We start from the raw sequence: 22,657 nt of genomic DNA on the forward strand, positions 1-22,657 counted from the left end.
CGACCGGCGCGCTGATCGGCGGCGGTGAGAACAGTGAAGTGGCAGCCTGACGCGCTACGTGCGTGGCTGCCGGTGCCAGCGACGACACGGACGCGGCAGTGGGCGCGCTGCTTGCCGGCGGAAACAGCGCGCTGCGCGGTGTTTCTGTGTCGGGTGCCGGCGCGCTGGCCGCCAAGCTCTGCAGCAGCGAACCCTTTTCACTGCGGGCGACGGGCGCCGGATTAAGAGCCTGCGGCGGCGCGACAAACTCATCGCCGCGAATCGGCTGCGGCTGCGGCAGATCGACGCGCTGGCCGCTACCCAGCTCCGGCTCATCATCCGCTGACGGATGATCGCCCACTGGCTGTGATCGGCTTCCAGCGATTGCCCGGACATATCCTTGAAAGCAATGTCCAGCGTTTGCGTTTTTTCTTGGAAACGCTGCAGATCGTCGTAGTTCTTCATGATCAGAGCCTGTTAAAGCGGAGGGGTAATTTCCGCGAATATAATACACACGTTAAGACACGGTGAGAGAATTCTGATTATTAAAACCGCAGATTCGACAAAAGAGTTTTATCTGAAAGATTGAAAATATGCAGATGCAAAAAGCATGCACTGATTAATTGAGCAGGATTAATAAAAATCGATTAACGGAAATAGCAACCGGAAGATAATTAAGGTAATACACTGATAATAAATAACATATCATTGAAATGTGCAGTTATATCTGGCCGTGACGGTGCTCACACAATGCGGCACGGATTCAGAATTTGCCTTAACCTTTTCGCTGTCGTTCAGGGCCAGCGATTTAAAGATTCAGTCGCGTAATACATTTCTGTCATCGCAGGCGATTAAGACACGTCAGGTTAATTTTACTCATGTATCAGGCCACAAATAACAAAGGCTTCCGCAGGAGCCTTTCGCAATGGCTGGCCGCAATTACGGCGTTGCTACCGGCTGATTCTCATCCTGGTCGACGGCGAAGCAGGCGATTTGCTGCTTACCATACTGCTTCAGTTTCGGCTGCAGCTGCACGCAGGTACCGAAACGACGGCGGCAGCGTGCGTTGAACGCACAGCCCGGCGGCGGGTTGAGCGGGCTCGGCAGCTCACCGGTCAGTTTGATGCGCTCGCGGCGTTCGTCCGGATTGAGGCGTGGCGTGGCCGACAGCAGCGCCTGGGTATACGGATGGCGCGGGTTGCTGAAGATCGCCTCTTTGCTGCCCTTCTCCACACAGCGTCCGAGGTACATCACCGTCACTTCGTCGGCGATGTGCTCCACCACCGACAGGTCGTGCGAGATGAACACATAGGACAGGCCGAGATCCTGCTGTAAATCCATCATCAAGTTGAGCACCTGAGCACGCACCGATACGTCGAGCGCCGAGACCGGCTCATCGGCAATCAGCACGTCGGGATCGAGCATCAGGCCGCGCGCAATGGCGATACGCTGGCGCTGACCGCCGGAGAACATGTGCGGATAGCGATCGTAGTGCTCGGTTTTCAGGCCCACTTTGGCCATCATCTCCAGCGTTTTTTCCCGCCGTTCCGCTTTGCTCAGCGCGGTGTTGATCACCAGCGGCTCTTCCAGAATCTGGCTGATTTTCTTACGCGGATTGAGCGAGCCATACGAGTTCTGGAACACAATCTGGATTTTCTGCCGGCGCAGCTTTTGCGCCTGCGGATCGTGTTTCAGCAGATCCTGCCCGTGCCAGTACAACTCGCCGGCGGTCGGCGTTTCAATCATCGTCAACAGGCGTCCGAGTGTGGATTTACCGCAGCCGGATTCGCCCACCACCGCCAGCGTTTTGCCACGCTCGAGGTTAAAGGAGACGCCGTCCAGCGCCTTGACCAAGCGCTCCTGGCCGAACAGACCCTTTTTCACCGGATAGTGTTTTTTCAGGTCAATCGCCTGCAGCAGATAATCCTGCTTCGTGTTATCAAGACTCATAAGTCGGTCTCCCGGCATCATCCAGTGGGAAGTGACATTTGGACTGGCGGCCCGGAATATCGCGCAGCTCAGGTTCTTCAGTACGGCAGCGGTCAGTCACGTACGGGCAGCGCGGATTGAGCAGACAGCCGTTAGGGCGGTCATACTTGCCCGGCACCACGCCCGGCAGCGACGCCAGCCGCGCTTTGTCGGCGGCAAACTCCGACAGCGCACGCAGCAGCGCCTGCGTATACGGGTGACGCGGCGCTTTGAAGATATCCACCGCTTTGCCGCTCTCCACCACCTGACCGGCGTACATCACGATGATGTGCTGCGCCGCTTCGGCCACCAGCGCCAGATCGTGCGTAATCAGGATCAGCGCCATGTTCTCCTGCTTCTGTAACTCCAGCAGCAGTTCGATGATTTGCGCCTGAATGGTCACGTCGAGCGCCGTGGTCGGCTCATCAGCAATCAGCAGCTTCGGCTTACAGGCGATGGCCATGACGATCATCACGCGCTGGCTCATGCCGCCAGACAGCTGATGCGGATAGACATCGAGCCGCGACGCCGGATCGGGAATGCCCACCTGCTCCAGCAGGTCGATGGCACGCTGACGCCGCGTGCGCTTGCTGCCGCCCTGATGCACCTTCAGCGCTTCCATGATCTGGTAGCCCACGGTGTAACATGGGTTAAGGCTGGTCATCGGGTCTTGGAAGATCATCGCCACTTCTGCGCCCACCAGCTGGCGGCGCTCTTTTTCGGAGATGCGCTGCAGGTCGCGCTGATTGAACTCCAGCTTCTCCGCTTTCACGCGGCCGGGATAGTCAATCAGCCCCATGATCGCCAGCGAGCTGACCGATTTACCGGAGCCGGACTCGCCGACAATCCCGACGACCTGGCCCTGTTCTACCTGGTAGCTGATGCGGTCAACCGCACGGAACGGTGTCTTTTCGTCGCCGAAATGCACTGACAGTTTTTCTACATTTAATAACGCCATCTCGGTGCCTCTTTACTGCTTGAGTTTCGGGTCGAGTGCATCACGCAAACCATCACCCATGAGGTTAAATGCCAGAACCGTCAGCAGGATGACCACTCCAGGGAAGGTCACAACCCACCAGGCACTCTGCGCATACTGCAACACGTCGGAGAGCATGGTGCCCCACTCCGGCGTCGGCGGCTGCGCCCCCATACCGAGAAAGCCCAACGCGGCCATATCCAAGATGGCGTTGGAGAAACCTAACGACGCCTGCACGATCAGCGGTGCCAGGCAGTTAGGCAGAATATTGATGAACATCTGGCGCAGCGTACCGGCACCGGCCACGCTTGAGGCGGTTACGTAGTCGCGATTGACTTCCACCAGCACCGCTGCGCGCGTCAGGCGAATGTAGTGCGGCAGCGCGACGAAGGTGATCGCCAGCGAGGCGTTGACAATCGACGAGCCAAAGATGGCCACCAGCACCAGCGCCAGCAGCAGGCTTGGCAGCGCCAGCATGATGTCGACGAGGCGCATAATCACTGCATCCACCACGCCACCGAGATAACAGGCCATCAGGCCGAAAATCACGCCCAGAATCAGCGACAGCACCACTACCATGCAGCCCACCAGCAGCGAAAGGCGCGCACCAAACATCAGGCGCGACAGGATGTCACGGCCGACGTCATCGGTGCCCAGAATAAATTTACAGCTGCCGCCTTCCTGCCAAACCGGCGGGTGCAACAGCGCATCGCGGAACTGCTCAGCCGGGGCATGCGGTGCCAGCACATCGGCGAAGATGGCGATCAGTAGCATCAGAATGATGTAAACCAGGCCGATAACCGCGCCTTTGTTACGTTTAAAATAGTGCCAGAATTCCTGAATCGGGGTCATCGGCTTCGGTGCAGCGGTGACGCTTGCGGGATCAACAGCAGACATGATTCCCCCTTATTTCTTATGACGGATGCGCGGATTCACCACGCCGTACAATAGATCAACCAGCAGGTTGACCAGAATGATCAGGATTGCCACCAGCAGCACGCCGCCCTGCACCACCGGATAATCACGGCGCTGCAGTGCTTCGATCAGCCAGCGGCCGAGTCCCGGCCAAGAGAAGATGGTTTCGGTGAGGATGGCGCCCGCCAGCAGTGTGCCCACCTGCAGACCGATCACCGTGACCACCGGCAGCATGGCGTTACGCAGCGCATGCACCACGATCACGCGCATGCGCGTCAGACCTTTGGCGCGCGCGGTGCGGATGTAATCTTCACCCTGCACTTCCAGCATCGAGGAGCGCGTCATACGCACAATCACCGCCAGCGGGATGGTACCCAGCACGATGGCCGGCAGGATCATGTGCATCACCGCATCTTTGAAATCGCCCTCTTCGCCCCACAGCAGCGTATCAATCAGCATAAAGCCGGTGAGCGGATGCGTGTCGTCAAGGAAGATGGTGTCGCTGACGCGGCCGGAGACCGGCGTCAGATTGAGCTGCACCGACACCAGCATGATCAGCATGATGCCCCACCAGAAGATCGGCATTGAGTAGCCGGTCAGCGAGATGCCCACGGCGGTGTGATCGAAAATTGAGCCGCGTTTCACCGCCGCCAGCACGCCGACCGGAATACCCACGGCAACGGCGAAGATCATGGCGCAGATACCCAGCTCGAGCGTGGCTTTAAAGCGCGGCACGAACTCATCCCACAGCGGGATGCGGCTTTTCAGCGAGATGCCGAGATCGCCATGCAGCACGCCGTTGATGTAAGTGATGTACTGTTTCCACATCGGCTGATCGAGACCAAACTGGGCCATCAGCTGCGCATGACGTTCGGGGGAGATGCCGCGTTCACCGGCCATGATCAGCACCGGGTCGCCGGGGATCAGGTGAACGAAGGCAAAGGTCAATAATGTAATACCGATGAACGTCGGGATGACAAGGCTCAGACGTCGGAGTATGAATTGCAGCATAAGCCGGATTCTCAGTCATTTTCCGTGGCGCTAACGCCATGGACTACATTGCTCACAATCCGCAGCCGGCATAGCCGGACGCGACGCAAGAAGCGCTTCAAAATCCCCGTCATACTTCACGCTGCATCAGCGCAAGGTATTGAGGGTTTATAAGAAATTAGCCGGAAATAAAATGCGGAGTACAGGCGGCGAAGGTGCCGCCCGAGGGCCAGCCATGCTGGCCCTGACCGCGATAATCCGAAAGGTTATTCCTGGATGTCGACGTTTTCGAAGTGATGTTTACCTAATGGATCGACCACATAGCCACTCACTTTCTTGCTTACTGGCTCGTACACGGTTGAGTGCGCGATGATCAGTGCTGGCGCCTGGTCGTGCATCACCACCTGCGCCTGCTTGTAGAGCTCAATACGTTTGTTGTGATCGGCTTCAGCACGCGCTGGCTGAATCAGATCTTCAAACGGCTTGTAGCACCAGCGTGAGTAGTTAGAACCGTCTTTCGCTGCCGCGCAGCTGAACAGGGTGGCGAAGAAGTTATCCGGATCCCCATTATCACCGGTCCAGCCCATCATTACGGTCTGGTGTTCACCGGCTTTAGCACGCTTCAGGTACTCGCCCCACTCGAAGGTAACGATTTTGGCTTTCACACCGATTTTTGCCCAGTCAGCCTGAACCATTTCCGCCATACGACGGGCGTTCGGGTTGTACGGACGCTGCACCGGCATAGCCCACAGGTCGATGCTGAAGCCATCCGGCATGCCCGCTTCTTTCAGCAGCTTTTTGGCTCTGGCCGGATCGTAAGCGTAGTCTTTGACATCATTGTTGTAGCCCCACATGGTTGGTGGGATCAGGTTTTTCGCTGCCTGACCGGCGCCCTGATAGACCGCATCAATGATCGCTTGTTTGTTCACCGCCATGGTCAGTGCCTGACGCACTTTGACGTTATCCAGCGGTTTTTTCTCAGTGTTGAAAGACAGGTAACCGACGTTCAGCCCTGGCTGTTCCATCAGTTTGATTTTGTTGTCTTTCTTCATGCTGGCGATATCAGCCGGGTTTGGATACGGCATTACCTGACATTCGCCTTTCTGCAGTTTGGCGTAGCGCACCGAAGCATCAGGCGTGATGGAGAACACCAGACGATCGATTTTTGGCTTGGTGCCCCAGAAGTCCGGGTTCGCTTTGTACAGAATACGTGAGTCTTTCTGGTACTGATACAGCACGAACGGACCGGTACCCACCGGATTGAGATCCAGTTTTTCTGGCGTGCCGACTTTCAGCATGTTGTCGGCGTACTCTTTCGACAGGATTGACGCGAAGTCCATGCCAAGGTCGGCGAGGAACGGCGCTTCCGGACGGGTCAGGGTGAACCGTACGGTATAGTCATCCACTTTTTCGATTGTGGCGATCAGCTTCGGCATGTCCATGCCTTCGAAGTATTCGTAGCTGCCGCCGGAGACACCGTGGTACTTGTTGTTTTTATCGAGCTGGCGCTCGAAGGAGAACACGACGTCATCAGCGTTGAAGGTGCGGGTCAGCTTGAAGTCTTTGGTGGTTTGCCACTTCACGCCCTGACGCAGATGGAAAGTATAGGTTTTACCATCTTCGCTGACGTCCCATTTTTCTGCCAGGCCCGGCTGCAGCTCAGTGGTACCGGTTTTGAATTCAACCAGACGGTTGTAGATCGGTACTGAGCTGGCATCGTAAGTGGTGCCGGATGTGAACAGCTGCGGGTTGAAGCCTTCCGGCGAACCTTCTGAACAGTAAACGAGGGTTTTCGCCTGAACGCCCACGGCCACGGTCATAGCAATCAGGCGAAGACCGACCTTCAGCATCCTGGATTTGGCTAGGGAGTTGATCATGTTTTGCTCCATTGTGATGTGATGTTGTGTGCGTCGCCCGACCTCTGATTTTTTTATGCGGTTCGGGCAGGTCAGTTATGTAATGACCAAAATGCAAGCGGTTATTGTTGTAGCGCTGACGCCGTGGAACCTGCCAGCGCTGGCCGTCTCTGCATCTTATTGATGCATCAATTTGTCAACAGTTGCAAAGAACGTCAATACAACGTGAGGTTATTTACACAGAGTGTGAGTAAGTGCAAGCAACGATAAAAAACAGTGTTTGCACGCTAAGCCAAAATTTAAAAAGGTGATAAAGCGCGCAATGCCGTGTGATTCTCTGGCAATAGCGCCTGATGACAGTGATTATCACCGTTAAAAAACGTCTTAAAGTTGTCGGTAAATGTTGAATATCTGAACGATTACCCGTGCGTTATGACGTTCAGGCAGCGAAATATGCTGGCGTAATGGCATAAGAAATCAGCAAAAAGCAAAAGCCGGTCATAAGCAGAATGTGTCGCGAATTAAGAGAGGTGCTTTGATGCAGCAAGGGATGAAGAGAGGTGTTGAAGGATAATACGGTTTATCCCGTTGATGATTAATGGAACGCGTAAATTGATGACTTTGCTTAATTGCTGCCGGGATTTGTGTCTGGTTCAGGGAAGGTCATCCGGTCGCCATAAATGGCGACCCTTATATCCCGATCATTCTCCTCCGGGTATGATGATCCCCGACTGATCATCGGGAAGTTGCTGGTGAGATGGGGGCGACCCCTGGGCATAAAGCCTGCTTTGTGGATTCATCCCCGGCAACTTAACTCCCGCCTTCAAGACCGGACGGTATCCTGTGCCCCGAGCACGCATCCATAAGGATGGTCATGGCGGTTTCCCTGTGCTGTTAAGGAGAATCTATACAAACCCGTATGCCTGTCGGCATTGATATTGCCTCCGGAAAGTTTGATGTGGCCGTCTGGAAAGGCGACACGTCTTACAAAACCAAAGTCTTTCCCAACACCCCTAAGGGCTTTATCGCCCTGAAAAAATGGCTGGAGCCGTTCGGCTGCTGCCATATCTGCATGGAGGCTACCGGCGCGTACAGTGAGCCGCTGGCCACCTTCCTGCACGACGAAGGCTATGATGTCAGCGTGGAAAATCCTGCGCGCATCAGGCGCTTCGGGCAGGCCGAGCTGAGCCGGAATAAGACGGATAAAGACGATGCGCGCATGATAGCGCGCTACTGTAAACTGCACGGTCCATCGCTGTGGCAGCCGGCGCCGCTGAATGAACGCAGGCTGAAAGCGCTGGTGAAGCGCCTGACGAATCTTCAGGAAATGCGGCAGATGGAAGAGAACCGGCTGGAGGTATCGGATGCGGTGGTGCAGCCCTCAATCCGCGTGGTCATTGCGGCGCTGGATGCGCAGATAGACGAAACGAAGCGGGCAATAAACGACCATATTGACAATGACCCGGGCCTTAAAAAGAACAGGGAACTGCTGGAGTCCATCCCGGGCGTGCTGGGCAGCACGATGCTGGCGTATATGGGGGACATGTCGAGGTTCAGCAGCAGCAAGGCTCTTGTGGCGTGGGTGGGGCTGAATCCGATGCGGCAGGAGTCCGGTGAGTGGAAGGGCAAAAGCAGGATATCGAAGATGGGCAACAGCGCGATGCGCAAGGCCCTGTACATGCCAGCGATAGTGGCGATGAAGTGGAATCCGGCGGTAAGTTTGCTGAAGAAGCTGCTGCAGCTGGCTTATGGTGTGCTGAAGTCGGGTCGTCCGTTCGATGCCGAAATATGTCTTGCCAGGTAACCGGCAAGACGGTATCTACAGTGCATCTGCGGTTTTTACAGGGTGCGCATTCATGCGCACAGATACGCGGTCATTCTGCGCCATGCGCTACCGCGATTAACGCTGCAGCTCATCCAGCGCGGGTGCATCCAGATGCGACACATCAGCGGCCGTCTCCACCACCCAGCCGGCGGCGAGCCACGCGCTTTGCTGATGATCGACGCGCGAAATCGAGCAGTTACGCAGACGCAAACGGCGCTCCGCATGGGCAGGCAGCCCCAGAATGGTACTCACCAGCACGCACAGCGCCATGCCGTGGCTCACCAGCAGCGGACGGCAACCTGCCGGCAGATCGAGACAGGCATTGAGCGCGGCATGCATGCGCGTCGCCATCTCTTCCATCGACTCTCCGCCCGGAATCCGGCCGCCTTCGGTGCCATCCACCAGCGCTTTACGCCAGCTCTCCTCTTCCGCCGTCAGGCCGTCGAGCTGACGCTGCTCCAGACAGCCCATATTGAGCTCGCGCAGGCGGGCATCCAGCGTCACCGTACAACCGCAGGCATCAGCGATAATCACCGCGGTGCGCCGGGTACGTCCTAAATCGCTGGCAATCACGTGAGTAATGCCCAGCGATTTCACGCGCTTGCCCACCTGATGCGCCTGCTGCTCACCTTTATCCGTCAGCGGACTGTCGGACTGCCCCTGAATGCGTCGGGCCGCATTCCAAACCGTTTCACCGTGACGAACAAGATAGACCTGTAACATGCTTAATTTCCGTTATACTGCGAAAAATTTGTCTTGAGGTTCAGGTAATTATGTACCATGTTGTCGCAGCCACCATCAATCCGGCAAAAATCCGCGCAATTGCTCAGGCGTTCAACGACGCCTTCGGCGAAGGATCCTGCCATATTGAAGGGGGCGAGGTCGAGAGCGGCGTCGCCGCGCAGTCCTTAAGCGATGCCGAAACGCGAACTGGCGCACGCCAGCGCGTGGCGAACGCGCGTCATGTGCGGCCACAGGCGGATTACTGGGTGGCGATTGAAGCGGACATTGAAGGCGACTGCGCCTTTGCCTGGATGGTGGTGGAGAATGCACAGCAGCGCGGTGAATCCCGCTCTGCCAGCTTTACGCTGCCGCCAGTGGTTGTGATGGCCGGTCTGGCTGCCGGGCATGAGCTCGGTGACGAAATGGCGCGCTTAACCGGCGTGGAGAATATCAAACACAAGGGCGGTGCGATTGGCGCCTTCACCCACGGCCTGCTGAGCCGCTCCAGCGTCTATCATCAGGCCCTGATTCTGGCGCTCTGTCCGTTCACTCACCCGCTGTATCAGCAGTAATCAGCTGCGCCCGAGGCGCGCTTCCAGCCAGCGTTTCAGCTCGGGCGGCGCCTCTTTCAGGCTGTTGGATCCGCGGGTGATGGTGGCAATCCCGACGCCCAATTCGTTTTTCAGCTCGCGCTGACTGATATCACCGTTGATCAGCGCTTTGATAATGCGCAGGCGCGTGCCTAAGGCTTCGCGCTCGTCCGGCGTCATCATCAGCTGCAGCAAGGGCAGCGCCACGTCATCGGAAAACGCGTTGTGCATCAGGTCGATGAAACGCAGCCAGTTGTCTTCAACCGGCTGCGGGGAAAGGGGTTGGCTCATGAAGGCTTCCGTACTCATTAACGAGTACGGAAGCATAACACAGTCAGTAACGGCGATTCCACTCGCCGTCGGCGAGAATCTTATCCGGCTTGCCCATGAAGTAGCGGTAATAGGCATCGTAGGCCAGCACGTTTTTCACGTAGCCACGGGTTTCCGAGAAGGGAATGGTTTCGATAAACGCCACCGCATCCAGTTTGCCGCCGCTGGTATTAAGCCAGCTGCGCACCCGCCCCGGGCCGGCATTATAGGCGGCAGAAGAGAAGATGCGGTTCTGACCAAACTGCTGATACACATACTCCAGATACTGCGTACCAATCTGAATATTGGTCTGCGGATCGAGCAGCTGGCTGCTGTTAACGTAACCCGGAATGTTGTACATCTTCACGGTATGGCTGGCGGTGCCCGGCATCACCTGCATCAGGCCACTGGCGCCAACCGGTGAGCGCGCTTTCGGGTTCCACGCGCTCTCCTGACGGGAAATCGCCATGGCGTAGCTTGGCGTGATGCCTTTGTCGCTGGTGTATTGCTGATACAGATTGCGCCACGCCAGCGGGAAACGCTCTTTCAGGCTGTCCCACATTTTCGCGGTGATGGCGGCCTGCACGCTGAGATTCCACCAGTCCTGTTCATTCGCGTAGCGCGCCAGCATCTGCTGCTGGGTACGGGTTTTGCTGCTGATCAGGTTGGCCCACTCGCTGCGCGCCAGGTTATCCAGCCCCCAGTACATCAGCTCGCGCACGCGCGCCATCTCCGGCCCCTGCACCACGCTGTTGTCCGCCGCCGGTGCCTGATCCACCTGCAGCGGATACTCTACGCCCAGCCGCTGTGCCGCCACCATGGGATAGAAACCACGCTGCTGCATCAGCTTACGCAGAATCTCTTCCGCTTCCTCTTTGCGCCCCTGCGCCATCAGTAAATCGGCCTGCCAGTACTGCCACTCATCTTTCTCTTTGGCTTCCACCGGCAGCCGGGCAATCCAGGTGTTCAGTCCGCGACGGTCGTTTTCACTCAGCGCCAGCCGCACGCGCCGCTCAATCAGCACGGTTGATTCGCTATTCATTACTACCGCATCGCGCCAGCGCGCCTGCTCCGAGGTGAGATCGGCGCCCATCATGCGCCACACCACCGTCTCTTTCAGATCCTTCTCTTCCGCCGGGCTCATCTTCTGCGCCTGGACCAGCTGCGGGATCATCATGCGGACGTTGTCCATATCCTGACGCGCCACGCGGGCAAAGGCGTAGCTGGTGGCCATACGGGTAAAATCGGTCGGGCCGAGGGTGCTGGCAAAAGTGGTGACGGTCTGGGGATTCTGCTGCAGCGCAATCAGCGCGCTGGCGGTGGTTTGATAATCCGCCGGCAGCATTTTCGCTAGGTAATTAACTAGGCTGTCGTTGCCGGCTTTCATCGCCAGCCGGATGCGTTCGAGGATGGTGATCGGCGACAGCTGCCCTGACGCCTGCCACACCGAGAACAGCTTGTCGCAGTCGTTCGGTAACGCGGTCCCGCGCAGCCAGATGGCTTTGGCACCGTCAAACGCCGCCTGCTGCTGACCGGTCGCCCACTTGGCATAGTACCAGTTACAGCGCGCCTGCACCGGCTTCGGCTCATCCGGGCTGAAGCTGAGCATGCCTGGCCAGTCCTGACGGTGCGCCAGCACGTTAACAAAGCGCGTCTGCAGCGAACGCGCCGGCGGCAGCGTGGGATACTGCTGAATAAAGTTTTTCACCGCCAGCCCGGTCTCCTGATCGAGATCCTGCGCCAGCAGGCGATACTGCAGGTACGGATAGAGCGGATAATCCTGCAGCGTTGGCATCAGCTGCTCAACTTGGTCCATCTGTTTGTTGTCCCAGGCCTGTTTGATCTGCGCATAGCGCTGTCGTTGCTGATCCAGCGAATCGGCCCACACGCTGCCGGCCGTGCTGACCAGACAGATCCCTATCATCCAGTTACGCCACTTCTCCACTCCGCTCTCCTCATTGCTGCGCTCCAGCTTATGCCGGACTCCCTTCATGCTAACCAGGCCAACCGGCTCTTGCCACGTTCTTCACAAAATTTACCCAGACGCACCGTGATTGTTCAGCGTCTGCGCCGCAATTGTGCAAATAATCATCAGAAAAACTTATTACCCATCAAATAGCTATGCGTTTTCATTCAGTTACAACTCTGGCACGTGCTTTGCTCTGTTGAATGCCATCTTGTATACCAGCTGGAATTCACTCATGGCATCGACCTTCGGTTTTACGCTTCAGGATTGGCAACGTTGCGCACAGCAGGATGCACAGCAGATCCCTGCACTACTGGCCGCACATCTCGACGCACTCGATAACCAAGATAATGCCTGGCTGTACCTCGCTTCGCCGGCCCAGCTGCTGGCGCAGGTTGAACCGCTGCTGGCGGCGTATCAGCGCAATCCGGCCGCCCTGCCGCTGTTTGGCGTGCCGTTTGCCGTCAAAGACAACATTGACGTGGCAGGCTGGCCTACCACCGCCGCCTGCCCGGCGCTGACTTATCAGGCCGCGGCCGATGCCTTCGTGGTGGCAAAGCTAAAAGCGGCAGGCGCTATCGTCATCGGTAAAACCAACCTCGACCAGTACGCGACCGGTCTGGTTGGCACCCGCTCGCCGTATGGCGCGGTGAGCAACACCTTTAACCCGGCCTACGTCAGCGGCGGCTCCAGCTCCGGCTCCGCGTCAGTGCTGGCGCGCGGCCTGGTCGGCTTCTCGCTCGGCACCGACACCGCCGGCTCCGGCCGCGTGCCGGCAGGTTTTAACAATATCGTCGGGCTGAAGCCGACCAAAGGCTGGTTCTCGGCCAGTGGCGTGGTGCGGGCCTGCCGTCTCAATGACACCATCTCGGTATTCGCCCTGACGGTTGCCGATGCCTTTAGCGTCGCCAGCATCGCGGGCGGCTACGACGCCGGTGACGCCTATGCGCGCCAGTCGCCACGCAGCGCACCGGCCAGTTTCCAGCCGCAGCCCTCACTGGCGATCCCTGCCACGCCGCAATTTTACGGTGACCAGCAGGCGGAAGCGGCGTGGCTTAGCGCGCTGGAGCAGCTCACGGCGAGCGGTGCGACGCTGCACCCTATCGACTTCGCCCCTTTCCACCAGCTGGCGGAGCAGCTTTATTACGGCCCGTGGGTCGCCGAGCGCACCGTGGCGGTCGGCGAGATGATCGACCGCCCGGAAGAGATGGATCCGGTGGTGTACGGCATCGTCAGCAGTGGCCGCCAGTACAGCGCCGTCGAGGCGTATCAAGCCGAATACCTGCGTGCCGAACTGACGCGCCAGATCCAGCAGACGCTGGCCCAGTTCGATGCGCTGGTGGTGCCGACCTCACCCACCATCCATACGCTGGAAGAGATGCAGCAGGAGCCGGTGCACTACAACTCGCAGTTCGGCACTTATACCAACTTCACTAATCTGGCCGACCTTAGCGCGCTGGCGTTGCCTGGCCCGTTCCGCGCAGATGGGCTGCCTGCGGGCATCACGCTGATCGCACCGGCGTGGCACGACCGCGCGCTGGCGACGTTTGGCCTGCGCTGGCAGCAGCAGCTGGCGCTGCCGATCGGGGCCACCGGCAAAGCGCTGCCGCCGCAGCCCGCCGCGCTGCCGCCGTCGCCTGACCACGTGCGCGTGGCGGTGGTCGGTGCCCATCTCACCGGCATGCCGCTGAATTTCCAGCTCACCACGCGTCAGGCGGTGTGGGTCGAAGAGACGCAAACCGCCAGCCACTATCGCCTGTTCGCCCTGCTCGACGGCCCGATCAAAAAGCCCGGCCTGCTGCGCGGCGACAGCGGTGCCGCTATCACCGTCGAACTGTGGGACATCCCGCTGGCGCGCTTTGGCGAATTCGTCGCGGAAATCCCGGCGCCGCTCGGCATCGGTTCGCTGACGCTGGCAGACGGACGCATCGTGAAAGGCTTTATCTGCGAACCGGCAGCGCTGACGCAGGCGCTGAAAATCACTGAATTCGGCGGCTGGCGCAACTGGCTGACGTCACAGGGGAATAACTAATCATGTTCAGCACCGTTCTGATTGCTAACCGTGGCGAAATCGCCTGCCGCGCCATCCGCACCCTGAAGCGCCTCGGCGTAACCAGCGTGGCGGTCTATTCGGATGCCGACCGCAATGCGCGTCACGTTACCGAAGCCGATGTGGCCATCGCCCTCGGCGGTGACAAAGCCAGCGACAGCTATCTGCGCATTCACAAAATTCTGGCCGCTGCGCAGCAAACCGGCGCGCAGGCCATCTGGCCCGGCTACGGTTTTCTGTCGGAGAGCCTGCCGTTTGCCGCCGCCTGCGAAGAGGCCGGCATCGCGTTTGTCGGCCCGACCGCGCAGCAAATTGGCGAATTTGGTCTCAAGCATCGCGCCCGTGAACTGGCCGCCAGCGCGGGCGTGCCGATGACGCCGGGCACGCCGCTGCTCAGTTCGCTTCAGGACGCACTCAGCGCGGCGGAAGACATTGGCTATCCGGTGATGCTGAAAAGCACCGCCGGCGGCGGCGGCATCGGTCTGACCCGCTGCGCCGACGCCACGGCACTGCAGAACGCGTGGGAGAGCGTGCGCCGTCTGGGCGAGCAGTTTTTCAGCGATGCCGGCGTGTTTATTGAACGCTGCATCGATCGTGCGCGCCATGTGGAAGTGCAGATTTTTGGCGACGGCAAGGGCAAGGTGATTGCGCTTGGCGAACGCGACTGTTCGCTGCAGCGCCGCAATCAGAAGGTGGTGGAAGAGACGCCGGCCCCTAATCTGCCGCAGGCCACGCGTGAAGCGCTGCTGGCTTCAGCGGTGCGGCTTGGCGAGCGGGTCAATTACCGCAGCGCCGGCACCGTGGAGTACATCTATGACGCCGCGCAGGACGCGTTTTATTTCCTCGAAGTGAACACCCGCCTGCAGGTGGAGCATCCGGTGACCGAGTGCGTCACCGGCCTTGACCTGGTGGAGTGCATGCTGCAGGTGGCAGCGGACGATGCCATCGACTGGGATCGTCTGCAGCAGGCACCGCACGGCGCATCGATTGAGGTGCGGCTGTACGCCGAAGATCCGCTGAAAAACTTCCAGCCGAGCCCGGGCGTGTTAACCCACGTCAGCTTCCCGCCAGCGGTGCGCGTTGACGGCTGGATCGAGACCGGCAGCGAAGTGACGGCGTTTTACGATCCGATGGTAGCCAAACTGATCGTGCATGGCGAAACGCGCGACGCTGCGCTGGCGAAGCTGCAGCAGGCGCTTGACGCCACCCAACTGCACGGCATCGCCACCAATCTGGATTATCTGCGTCAGATCGTGGCGACCGACGCCTTCCGCAGCGGCAACGTCTGGACGCGCTTCCTTGACGGCTTTACGCCGGCGGCCAGCGTCATCGAAGTGCTGCAGCCGGGCACGTTCAGCAGCATTCAGGACTTTCCCGGCCGCCTGGGCTACTGGGACATCGGCGTGCCGCCGTCCGGCCCGATGGATGACTTCGCCTTCCGCCTGGCCAACCGTATCGTCGGCAACCACGCCAGCGCCGCCGGGCTGGAGTTCACCCTGCAGGGCCCGACGCTGCGCTTCCACAGCGATGCGCTGATCGCGCTGACCGGTGCCGACTGTCCGGCCGATCTCGACGGCAGCGCGGTCGACTACTGGCAGCCGGTGGCCGTGAAAGCCGGACAAACCCTGACGCTGGGCCGCGCGCAGAGCGGCTGTCGCACCTATTTAGCGGTGCGTAATGGTTTCGATGTGCCAGAGTACCTCGGCAGCCGCGCCACCTTCTCGCTGGGCCAGTTTGGCGGCCACGCCGGACGTACGTTGCGCGTCGCCGACATGCTGCCCATCTCCAAGCCGGCGCTCGCCGCCTGCACCACGCCAGTCCCGGTCAGCGAACCTGAAGCACTGGATCGCGCGCTGGTGCCGCACTACGGCAGCGAATGGCGCATTGGCGTGCTGTACGGTCCGCACGGCGCACCGGATTTCTTCACCCAGGCCGCCATCGATGAGTTCTTTGCCAGCGACTGGCAGGTGCATTACAACGCCAACCGGCTTGGCGTCCGTCTGGTCGGGCCTAAACCCAGCTGGACGCGCGCCAACGGCGGTGAAGCCGGGCTGCATCCGTCTAACGTACACGACTGCGAATACGCCATCGGCGCGGTGAACTTTACCGGTGACTTCCCGGTGATCCTGACGCACGACGGCCCGAGCCTTGGTGGCTTCGTCTGCCCGGTCACCATTGCCAAAGCCGAGCTGTGGAAAGTTGGCCAGGTCAAACCGGGCGATCGCATCCGCTTCCACCTGATCAGCGCCGACGAAGCAGTCGCGCTGGAGAAAGCTCAGGCGCACAGCGTAACCACGCTGCGCAGCCAGCACGCACCGGCCTTCGCGGTGCCGTCGCTGGCGGCGAGCGACATCGGTTCTGCCACCCTGTTAGCGGCGCTGCCGGCGACCGCCACCACGCCTGCTGCGGTCTATCGCCAGGCGGGCGACAAATATGTGCTGATTGAGTACGGCGATAATGTGCTGGATCTGGCGCTGCGCCTGCGCGTACACCTGCTGATGCAGGCGCTGCGCCAGCGTGCAGAGCCCGGTATCGAAGAGCTGTCGCCCGGCGTGCGCTCGCTGCAGGTGCGCTATGACAGCCTGGTGATCGGTCAGCAGCAGCTGATGACGCTGCTGCTGGAACTGGAAGCCGGGCTGGGCGACGTCAGCGCGCTGAAAGTGCCGTCGCGCATCGTCTGGCTACCGATGGCGTTTGAAGACAGCGCCACGCTCGGCGCGGTGGAGCGTTACCAAGAGACGGTTCGCGCCAGCGCGCCGTGGCTGCCGAACAACGTTGACTTCATTCAGCGCATCAATGGACTGGCGAGCCGCGAAGCGGTACGCGACACCCTGTTTGCCGCCAGCTATCTGATTCTCGGTCTCGGCGATGTCTATCTCGGCGCGCCGTGCGCGGTGCCGATCGATCCGCGCCATCGCCTGCTGAGTTCCAAATACAGCCCGGCGCGCACCTTTACCGCCGAAGGCACGGTGGGCATTGGCGGCATGTACATGTGCATCTACGGCATGGATTCACCGGGCGGCTATCAGCTGGTGGGTCGCACGCTGCCCATCTGGAACAAGTTCCTGCAAAACGATCAGTTTGCCGCCGGCGAACCTTGGCTGCTGCGCTTCTTTGACCAGGTGCGTTTCTATCCGGTGAGCGAAGCGGAACTGACGCAGCTGCGCGACGATTTCCGCGCCGGCCGCGCCCGCATCCGCATCGAACAGAGCGAGTTTGATTTCGCGGCGCATCAGCAGTACCTCGCCGACAACGCGCCGGAAATCAGTGCTTTCCGCGAACGTCAGGCCGCGGCGTTTGAGCAGGAAGTCACGCTGTGGGCGCAGGAAGAGCAGGAGGCGCCGCTCACCAGTGAAGAGACGCTGGTGGTCGCCGACGCAGAGGACGATGCGCTGGCGGTGTGTGCTGACATGAACGGCAACATCTGGAAAGTGCTGGTTGCGCCGGGCGATAAGGTGCAGGCCGGCCAGACGCTGATCATCGTGGAAGCGATGAAGATGGAACTGGCGATTGTCGCGCCGCAGGCCGGTACGGTGAAACGCATTGCCTGCCAGGTGGGCCGTCCGGTGAGTCCGGGCGACACCCTGCTGTGGCTGGCTTAAGGAGCAGGTATGAACAGTAGCGCGCCCCGCAGCAAAGGCCGTCCCGAAGCGCTGGCCGAAAAGGTTTATCAGGCGCTGAAGCAGGACATCTTTGAATTCCGTCTGATGCCAGGTGACCGCTTCAGCGAAAACGAAATCGCCGAGCGGCTGGCGGTGAGCCGCACGCCGGTCCGTCAGGCGCTGTTCTGGCTGGAGCGCGAAGGCTATGTCGAGGTGTGGTTTCGCAGCGGCTGGCAGGTACGGCCGTTCGATTTCGCCTACTTCGAGGAGCTGTACGACTTCCGCACAGTGCTGGAACGCGAAGCGGTGCGCCGCCTGTGCGCGCTGCCGCCGCTGGCCTGCGCGGAAACCCTGACCGCGCTGAAAACCTTCTGGATCGACGATGCCCGGCTGGAAGATGGCAAAGCGGTGTCGGCGCACGACGAAGCGTTTCACATGGCGCTGGTGGCCGCGGCGGTAATCAGGAGATGGCGCGTATCCACGCCGAGCTGACAGAAAAAATCCGCATCATTCGCCGTCTCGACTTTACGCGGGACGATCGGGTCGATGCCACGTACCGCGAGCACGCTCAGATCTTACGGGCAATTTTTCAGCAACACACCGAGGAGGCACAGCGCATTTTAACCGACCACATTGCCGTCAGTAAGGCCGAGGTCAGGAAGATTACGTTGCATATGTTACAGCAGGATCGGATACAACCCATTGAATAACAACAGATAACACAGTTAGGGGTTTAAATGATGAAACGACGTTCGTTGCTTAAAGCTTTCGCGCTCTCCGCTACCGTTGCCAGCATGGGCTTCGCCTTTACCGCACAGGCGGCAGACACCATCAAAGTCGGCATTATGCATTCGCTGTCCGGCACCATGGCGATTTCCGAAACGCCGCGGAAAGATGTGGCGCTGATGACCATCGATGAGATCAATGCCAAAGGCGGTGTGCTGGGCAAGAAGCTGGAACCGGTGGTGGTCGATCCTGCCTCTAACTGGCCGCTGTTCGCCGAAAAAGCGCGCCAGTTGCTGACTCAGGACAAAGTGGCGGTGGTGTTTGGCTGCTGGACGTCGGTCTCGCGTAAATCGGTGCTGCCAGTGTTTGAAGAGCTTAACGGCTTGCTGTTCTATCCGGTGCAGTACGAAGGCGAAGAGATGTCGCCGAACGTGTTCTACACCGGCGCCGCGCCGAACCAGCAGGCGATCCCGGCGGTGCAGTATCTGATGAGCGAAGATGGCGGCAGCGCGAAACGCTTCTTCCTGCTCGGCAGCGACTATGTCTATCCGCGCACCACCAACAAGATTCTGAGTGCCTTCCTGCATAGTAAAGGCGTGCAGGATAAGGATATCGAAGAGGTGTACACGCCGTTTGGTTACAGCGATTACCAGACCATCGTGTCCAATATCAAAAAATTCTCCGCCGGTGGCAAAACCGCGGTGATCTCCACCATCAACGGTGATTCCAACGTGCCGTTCTACAAAGAGCTGGCGAACCAGGGCATTAAAGCAACCGACATTCCGGTGATTGAAGTGGCACACTAAATTTGGCCACCTGAACAGAGGTGATATGCTCACCTCAGAACAACACAGGTGCCATAATGAAAAAAAGAAATTTCAGCGCAGAGTTTAAACGCGAAGCCGCTCAACTGGTCCTTGATCAGAACTACACCGTTGCAGCTGCGGCCAATGCTATGGATGTGGGTCTTTCTACCATGACGCGATGGGGAAAACAGTTGCGGGATGAACGACAGGGCAAAATACCTAAAGCCTCCCCTATAACCCCGGAACAGATTGAAATACGCGAGCTGAAGAAAAAGCTACAACGTATTGAAATGGAAAACGACATATTAAAAAAGGCTACCCACCGGTATAAACGTGGTGGTCATGAACACATCGTTATCCCGAATCGCCTTGAGCGACAGTTCGCAGTGACAGAGCCTAATCAGGTGTGGTGCGGCGATGTGACGTACATCTGGACAGGCAGGCGTTGGGCTTACCTCGCTGTTGTTCTCGATCTGTTGGCAAGGAAACCGGTAGGCTGGGCAATGTCATTCTCACCGGACAGCAGGCTGACCATCAAAGCGCAGGAAATGGCGTGGGAAACTCGCGGTAAACCAGCCGGAGCGATGTTCCACAGTGACCAGGGTAGCCACTATACAAGCAGGCAGTTACTGTGGCGTTGCCGGATCAGGCAGAGTATGATCCGACGTGGAAACTGTTGGGACAACAGCCCGATGGAACGCTTCTTCAGAAGTCTGAAAAACGAGTGGGTGCCAGTGACAGGTTATATAAACTTTAGCGAAGCTGCACATGCGATCACAGACTATATCGTCGGATATTACAGCTCGCTAAGGCCGCATGACTATAACGGTGGGTTACCCCCAAACGAATCGGAAAACCGATACTGGAAAAACTCTAAAGCGGTGGCCAGTTTTAGTTGAACACTACAGCTTCTTCCGGTGCGGCAATCGCAGCGGAAGAAACGGCAACGTAAAGTAAGGCTGCACCGGCAACCATCAGTTTTTTCATAACAACGTTTCCTGCATCTTGATAAAACGTGAATGAAGGATATTACCCGTCATACCGTACGCTGCCGTCCGATGGCTGCTGGGCAGCATGCAGCTGGCTAACCGTGGTCAGCGCGCAATAATGTTTCCCGGGCCGCCGGGCGACAGCGAGGAAGTATTCAGGGCAGCCTTGAAGGCGCGTTCAGTATAGGGCAACAAATTACCAGAGTTCAGCGCCAGGAAAAGAGGGAGATTAAGCAGGACATTTCTGGTGATAAATAAGGCGAATTGGCGTTAGCTGCTTTTTTTAATTGCGCTTTTTTCGCTGGCTGAAATATTTGCGCAGGACGTTATGGCACAGCAGCATTTTTCACTTTTGCATTAAAAAATGGCACGGAATAGGAATAATCAGATTTTCTGAAAGAGTTAAAATAGAAAGGCAAATTTAATCAGTTGGTTAGGTGAGTGAGATGGGCAAATAAGATCCATTTTTTATCAGATAAGCCCGCCACTCATGATGGCATCTTCCTATTTTCCTTAGGGCATTTTAAGAATTATCTAACCGCAGCGTGGCAGCAAAATCCGCTTATTTGCGGCGGGGCAGTACATCGGAGCAAAAAAAAGGCGGCATGTGCTGCCGCCTGATGAGCCTGTGCGTGAAATTAACGCCAGGATTTGTAGCGATTAATTAAGCTATTGGTGGAGCTATCGTGGCTGTTAATCTGCGCATCGTTTTCCAGCTCCGGCAGAATGCGGTTAGCCAGTTGTTTGCCCAGCTCAACGCCCCACTGATCGAAGGTGAAGATGTTGAGAATAGCGCCCTGAGTGAAGATCTTGTGCTCGTACAGCGCAATCAGCGCGCCGAGGCTGAACGGGGTGATTTCACGCAGCAGAATCGAGTTGGTCGGGCGGTTACCTTCAAACACCTTGAACGGCACGATATGCGCGACGGACTCCGCCGATTTACCGGCATCGGTAAACTCTTTCTCTACCACGTCGCGGGCTTTACCAAACGCCAGCGCTTCGGTCTGAGCAAAGAAGTTGGAAAGCAGCTTCTGGTGGTGATCGGCCAGCGCGTTGTGGGTTTGCGCCGGCGCAATGAAGTCGCATGGAATCAGCTTGGTACCCTGATGGATCAGCTGATAAAACGCGTGCTGCCCGTTGGTGCCAGGTTCACCCCAGATAATCGGACCGGTCTGGTAATCGACTGGGTTGCCGTCGCGGTCGACGTACTTACCGTTGGACTCCATATTGCCCTGCTGGAAATAAGCTGCAAAACGGTGCATGTACTGGTCGTACGGCAGAATCGCTTCGGTTTCGGCACCGAAGAAGTTGTTGTACCAGATACCGATCAGCGCCAGCAGCACCGGCAGGTTTTGCTCCGCCGGCGTGTTCGCGAAGTGCTGGTCCATGGCATGCGCGCCGCTCAGCAGCTGTTCGAAGTTTTCGAAGCCGATGGACAGGATGATCGACAGACCGATCGCGGACCATAGTGAGTAGCGGCCGCCGACCCAGTCCCAGAACTCGAACATGTTGGCGGTATCAATACCAAATTCGCCGACCGCTTTCGCGTTGGTTGAGAGCGCGGCAAAGTGCTTCGCCACGTGCTGCTGATCGCCGGCGGTGTTCAGGAACCAGTCGCGCGCGCTGTGGGCGTTGGTCATGGTTTCCTGGGTGGTAAAGGTTTTCGACGCCACGAGGAGCAGCGTGGTTTCCGGACTAAGCGGTTTCAGCGTTTCGGCAATGTGCGTGCCATCAACGTTGGAAACAAAATGCATGTTGAGGTGGTTTTTATACGGACGCAGCGCTTCGGTCACCATGAACGGGCCGAGGTCTGAACCGCCGATACCGATGTTCACCACATCAGTAATCGGCTTGCCGGTGTAGCCTTTCCACTCGCCGCTGATGATGCGCTCTGAGAACGCTTTCATCTTCGCCAGCACCGCATTCACTTCCGGCATCACATCTTTGCCATCCACGAGGATGGGCGTGTTGCTGCGGTTGCGCAGGGCCACGTGCAGCACGGCGCGATCTTCGGTGCGGTTAATCTTCTCACCGGAGAACATGGATTTGATGGCGCCCGCCAGATCGGTCTCTTTCGCCAGCGCCTGGAGTTTGTCGAGGGTTTCCTGGGTGATGCGGTTTTTTGAGAAATCCACCAGCATCTGATCATCAAAGGTGGCAGAGAATTTCGCAAAACGATCGGCATCCTGCGCAAACAGGTCGGCAATCTCTACCGATTTCATCTGATCAAAATGCTGCTGCAGCGCTTTCCAGGCTGCGGTTTGTGTCGGATTGATATTTTTCATGGCAACACTCTTGTTGATATAAGAACCGTCATTCCATCCGGGCGCATCCTGTCTGGCCCCGCATGCTGAGCATTTGTTACGGCTTGCACGCGTTTCAGTATG

General features: G+C 58.3%; 15 protein-coding genes and 2 pseudogenes. 7 read left to right on the forward strand and 10 right to left on the reverse strand.

Annotated features, from left to right (window positions below):
* Window positions 1-54 precede the first annotated feature (54 nt).
* The 6 genes from bcsO to dppA all read right to left on the reverse strand — a co-directional run bounded on the left by bcsO (window position 55) and on the right by dppA (window position 6,705).
* On the reverse strand, window positions 55-444 hold the full coding sequence (gene bcsO, locus AC6I8M_RS19710; RefSeq protein ID WP_072216130.1) for a cellulose biosynthesis protein BcsO: 390 nt from the start codon (window positions 442-444) through the stop codon (window positions 55-57).
* Window positions 445-918: 474 nt separating this feature from the next.
* A complete protein-coding gene (gene dppF, locus AC6I8M_RS19715) occupies window positions 919-1,929 on the reverse strand; it encodes a dipeptide ABC transporter ATP-binding subunit DppF (RefSeq protein WP_010617906.1) in 1,011 nt (336 codons plus the stop codon).
* On the reverse strand, window positions 1,919-2,905 hold the full coding sequence (gene dppD / locus AC6I8M_RS19720; RefSeq protein ID WP_010617905.1) for a dipeptide ABC transporter ATP-binding protein: 987 nt from the start codon (window positions 2,903-2,905) through the stop codon (window positions 1,919-1,921). Before dppD ends, dppF begins: the two co-directional genes overlap by 11 nt.
* A 12-nt stretch (window positions 2,906-2,917) precedes the next feature.
* Entirely contained in the window at window positions 2,918-3,820 is a 903-nt protein-coding gene (dppC, locus tag AC6I8M_RS19725) for a dipeptide ABC transporter permease DppC (RefSeq protein ID WP_498013576.1), read from the reverse strand.
* 9 nt (window positions 3,821-3,829) lie between these two features.
* Window positions 3,830-4,849 carry a dipeptide ABC transporter permease DppB gene (dppB, locus tag AC6I8M_RS19730; RefSeq protein ID WP_010617903.1) on the reverse strand — a complete coding sequence of 340 codons (1,020 nt, stop codon included), beginning with the start codon at window positions 4,847-4,849 and terminating at the stop codon, window positions 3,830-3,832.
* A 245-nt stretch (window positions 4,850-5,094) separates the two neighbouring features.
* Window positions 5,095-6,705, reverse strand: a complete 1,611-nt coding sequence (gene dppA / locus AC6I8M_RS19735) for a dipeptide ABC transporter periplasmic-binding protein DppA (RefSeq protein ID WP_010617902.1) — start codon at window positions 6,703-6,705, stop codon at window positions 5,095-5,097.
* Window positions 6,706-7,603: 898 nt separating this feature from the next.
* Here dppA and AC6I8M_RS19740 point away from each other — a divergent pair.
* Window positions 7,604-8,488, forward strand: coding sequence for an IS110 family RNA-guided transposase (locus AC6I8M_RS19740; protein ID WP_498013404.1), 885 nt, complete (start codon window positions 7,604-7,606; stop codon window positions 8,486-8,488).
* Window positions 8,489-8,584: 96 nt separating this feature from the next.
* Here the strand turns inward: AC6I8M_RS19740 and gpmB are convergent, their stop codons facing one another.
* Window positions 8,585-9,232: a 2,3-diphosphoglycerate-dependent phosphoglycerate mutase GpmB gene (gene gpmB, locus AC6I8M_RS19745; protein WP_058948984.1), complete on the reverse strand. Its 648-nt coding sequence runs from the start codon at window positions 9,230-9,232 to the stop codon at window positions 8,585-8,587.
* Between the two features lie 50 nt (window positions 9,233-9,282).
* Here gpmB and yjjX point away from each other — a divergent pair, with 50 nt between their 5' ends.
* Window positions 9,283-9,804 (forward strand): inosine/xanthosine triphosphatase, encoded by a 522-nt coding sequence (gene yjjX, locus AC6I8M_RS19750; protein ID WP_498013577.1) that lies wholly within the window; start codon window positions 9,283-9,285, stop codon window positions 9,802-9,804.
* On the opposite strand, the gene trpR is transcribed toward yjjX, so the two are convergent.
* Together trpR and sltY are read right to left on the reverse strand one after the other, a co-directional pair.
* A complete protein-coding gene (gene trpR / locus AC6I8M_RS19755) occupies window positions 9,805-10,113 on the reverse strand; it encodes a trp operon repressor (RefSeq protein WP_010617188.1) in 309 nt (102 codons plus the stop codon). It lies immediately after the preceding gene.
* 43 nt (window positions 10,114-10,156) lie between these two features.
* Window positions 10,157-12,076, reverse strand: coding sequence for a murein transglycosylase (sltY, locus tag AC6I8M_RS19760; RefSeq protein WP_010617187.1), 1,920 nt, complete (start codon window positions 12,074-12,076; stop codon window positions 10,157-10,159).
* Between the two features lie 256 nt (window positions 12,077-12,332).
* Between sltY and atzF the strand changes: the two genes are divergently transcribed.
* The 5 genes and pseudogenes from atzF to AC6I8M_RS19785 all read left to right on the forward strand — a co-directional run bounded on the left by atzF (window position 12,333) and on the right by AC6I8M_RS19785 (window position 20,180).
* The gene (gene atzF / locus AC6I8M_RS19765) at window positions 12,333-14,129 is read left to right on the forward strand and encodes an allophanate hydrolase (protein WP_010617186.1); all 1,797 of its coding nucleotides are present in this window, start codon (window positions 12,333-12,335) and stop codon (window positions 14,127-14,129) included.
* 2 nt (window positions 14,130-14,131) lie between these two features.
* A complete protein-coding gene (gene uca / locus AC6I8M_RS19770) occupies window positions 14,132-17,749 on the forward strand; it encodes an urea carboxylase (RefSeq protein ID WP_010617185.1) in 3,618 nt (1,205 codons plus the stop codon).
* A 9-nt stretch (window positions 17,750-17,758) separates the two neighbouring features.
* Window positions 17,759-18,459, forward strand: a pseudogene (locus AC6I8M_RS19775) (GntR family transcriptional regulator).
* Between the two features lie 30 nt (window positions 18,460-18,489).
* Window positions 18,490-19,266: pseudogene (locus AC6I8M_RS19780) on the forward strand (transporter substrate-binding protein); the annotation flags it as partial.
* Between the two features lie 71 nt (window positions 19,267-19,337).
* Window positions 19,338-20,180 (forward strand): IS3 family transposase, encoded by an 843-nt coding sequence (locus AC6I8M_RS19785; protein ID WP_022537112.1) that lies wholly within the window; start codon window positions 19,338-19,340, stop codon window positions 20,178-20,180.
* A 728-nt stretch (window positions 20,181-20,908) separates the two neighbouring features.
* Here the strand turns inward: AC6I8M_RS19785 and pgi are convergent.
* On the reverse strand, window positions 20,909-22,555 hold the full coding sequence (gene pgi, locus AC6I8M_RS19790; RefSeq protein ID WP_010616633.1) for a glucose-6-phosphate isomerase: 1,647 nt from the start codon (window positions 22,553-22,555) through the stop codon (window positions 20,909-20,911).
* Window positions 22,556-22,657 lie beyond the last annotated feature (102 nt).

The sequence above is a fragment of the Type-A symbiont of Plautia stali genome (assembly GCF_059731155.1).

What these genes read in the sequence shown, in the direction of transcription:
- bcsO (WP_072216130.1), bottom strand. Translation starts at nt 444, where the DNA reads ATGAAGAACTACGACGATCTGCAGCGTTTCCAAGAAAAAACGCAAACG.
- dppF (WP_010617906.1), bottom strand. Translation starts at nt 1,929, where the DNA reads ATGAGTCTTGATAACACGAAGCAGGATTATCTGCTGCAGGCGATTGAC.
- dppD (WP_010617905.1), bottom strand. Translation starts at nt 2,905, where the DNA reads ATGGCGTTATTAAATGTAGAAAAACTGTCAGTGCATTTCGGCGACGAA.
- dppC (WP_498013576.1), bottom strand. Translation starts at nt 3,820, where the DNA reads ATGTCTGCTGTTGATCCCGCAAGCGTCACCGCTGCACCGAAGCCGATG.
- dppB (WP_010617903.1), bottom strand. Translation starts at nt 4,849, where the DNA reads ATGCTGCAATTCATACTCCGACGTCTGAGCCTTGTCATCCCGACGTTC.
- dppA (WP_010617902.1), bottom strand. Translation starts at nt 6,705, where the DNA reads ATGATCAACTCCCTAGCCAAATCCAGGATGCTGAAGGTCGGTCTTCGC.
- AC6I8M_RS19740 (WP_498013404.1), top strand. Translation starts at nt 7,604, where the DNA reads ATGCCTGTCGGCATTGATATTGCCTCCGGAAAGTTTGATGTGGCCGTC.
- gpmB (WP_058948984.1), bottom strand. Translation starts at nt 9,232, where the DNA reads ATGTTACAGGTCTATCTTGTTCGTCACGGTGAAACGGTTTGGAATGCG.
- yjjX (WP_498013577.1), top strand. Translation starts at nt 9,283, where the DNA reads ATGTACCATGTTGTCGCAGCCACCATCAATCCGGCAAAAATCCGCGCA.
- trpR (WP_010617188.1), bottom strand. Translation starts at nt 10,113, where the DNA reads ATGAGCCAACCCCTTTCCCCGCAGCCGGTTGAAGACAACTGGCTGCGT.
- atzF (WP_010617186.1), top strand. Translation starts at nt 12,333, where the DNA reads ATGGCATCGACCTTCGGTTTTACGCTTCAGGATTGGCAACGTTGCGCA.
- uca (WP_010617185.1), top strand. Translation starts at nt 14,132, where the DNA reads ATGTTCAGCACCGTTCTGATTGCTAACCGTGGCGAAATCGCCTGCCGC.
- AC6I8M_RS19785 (WP_022537112.1), top strand. Translation starts at nt 19,338, where the DNA reads ATGAAAAAAAGAAATTTCAGCGCAGAGTTTAAACGCGAAGCCGCTCAA.
- pgi (WP_010616633.1), bottom strand. Translation starts at nt 22,555, where the DNA reads ATGAAAAATATCAATCCGACACAAACCGCAGCCTGGAAAGCGCTGCAG.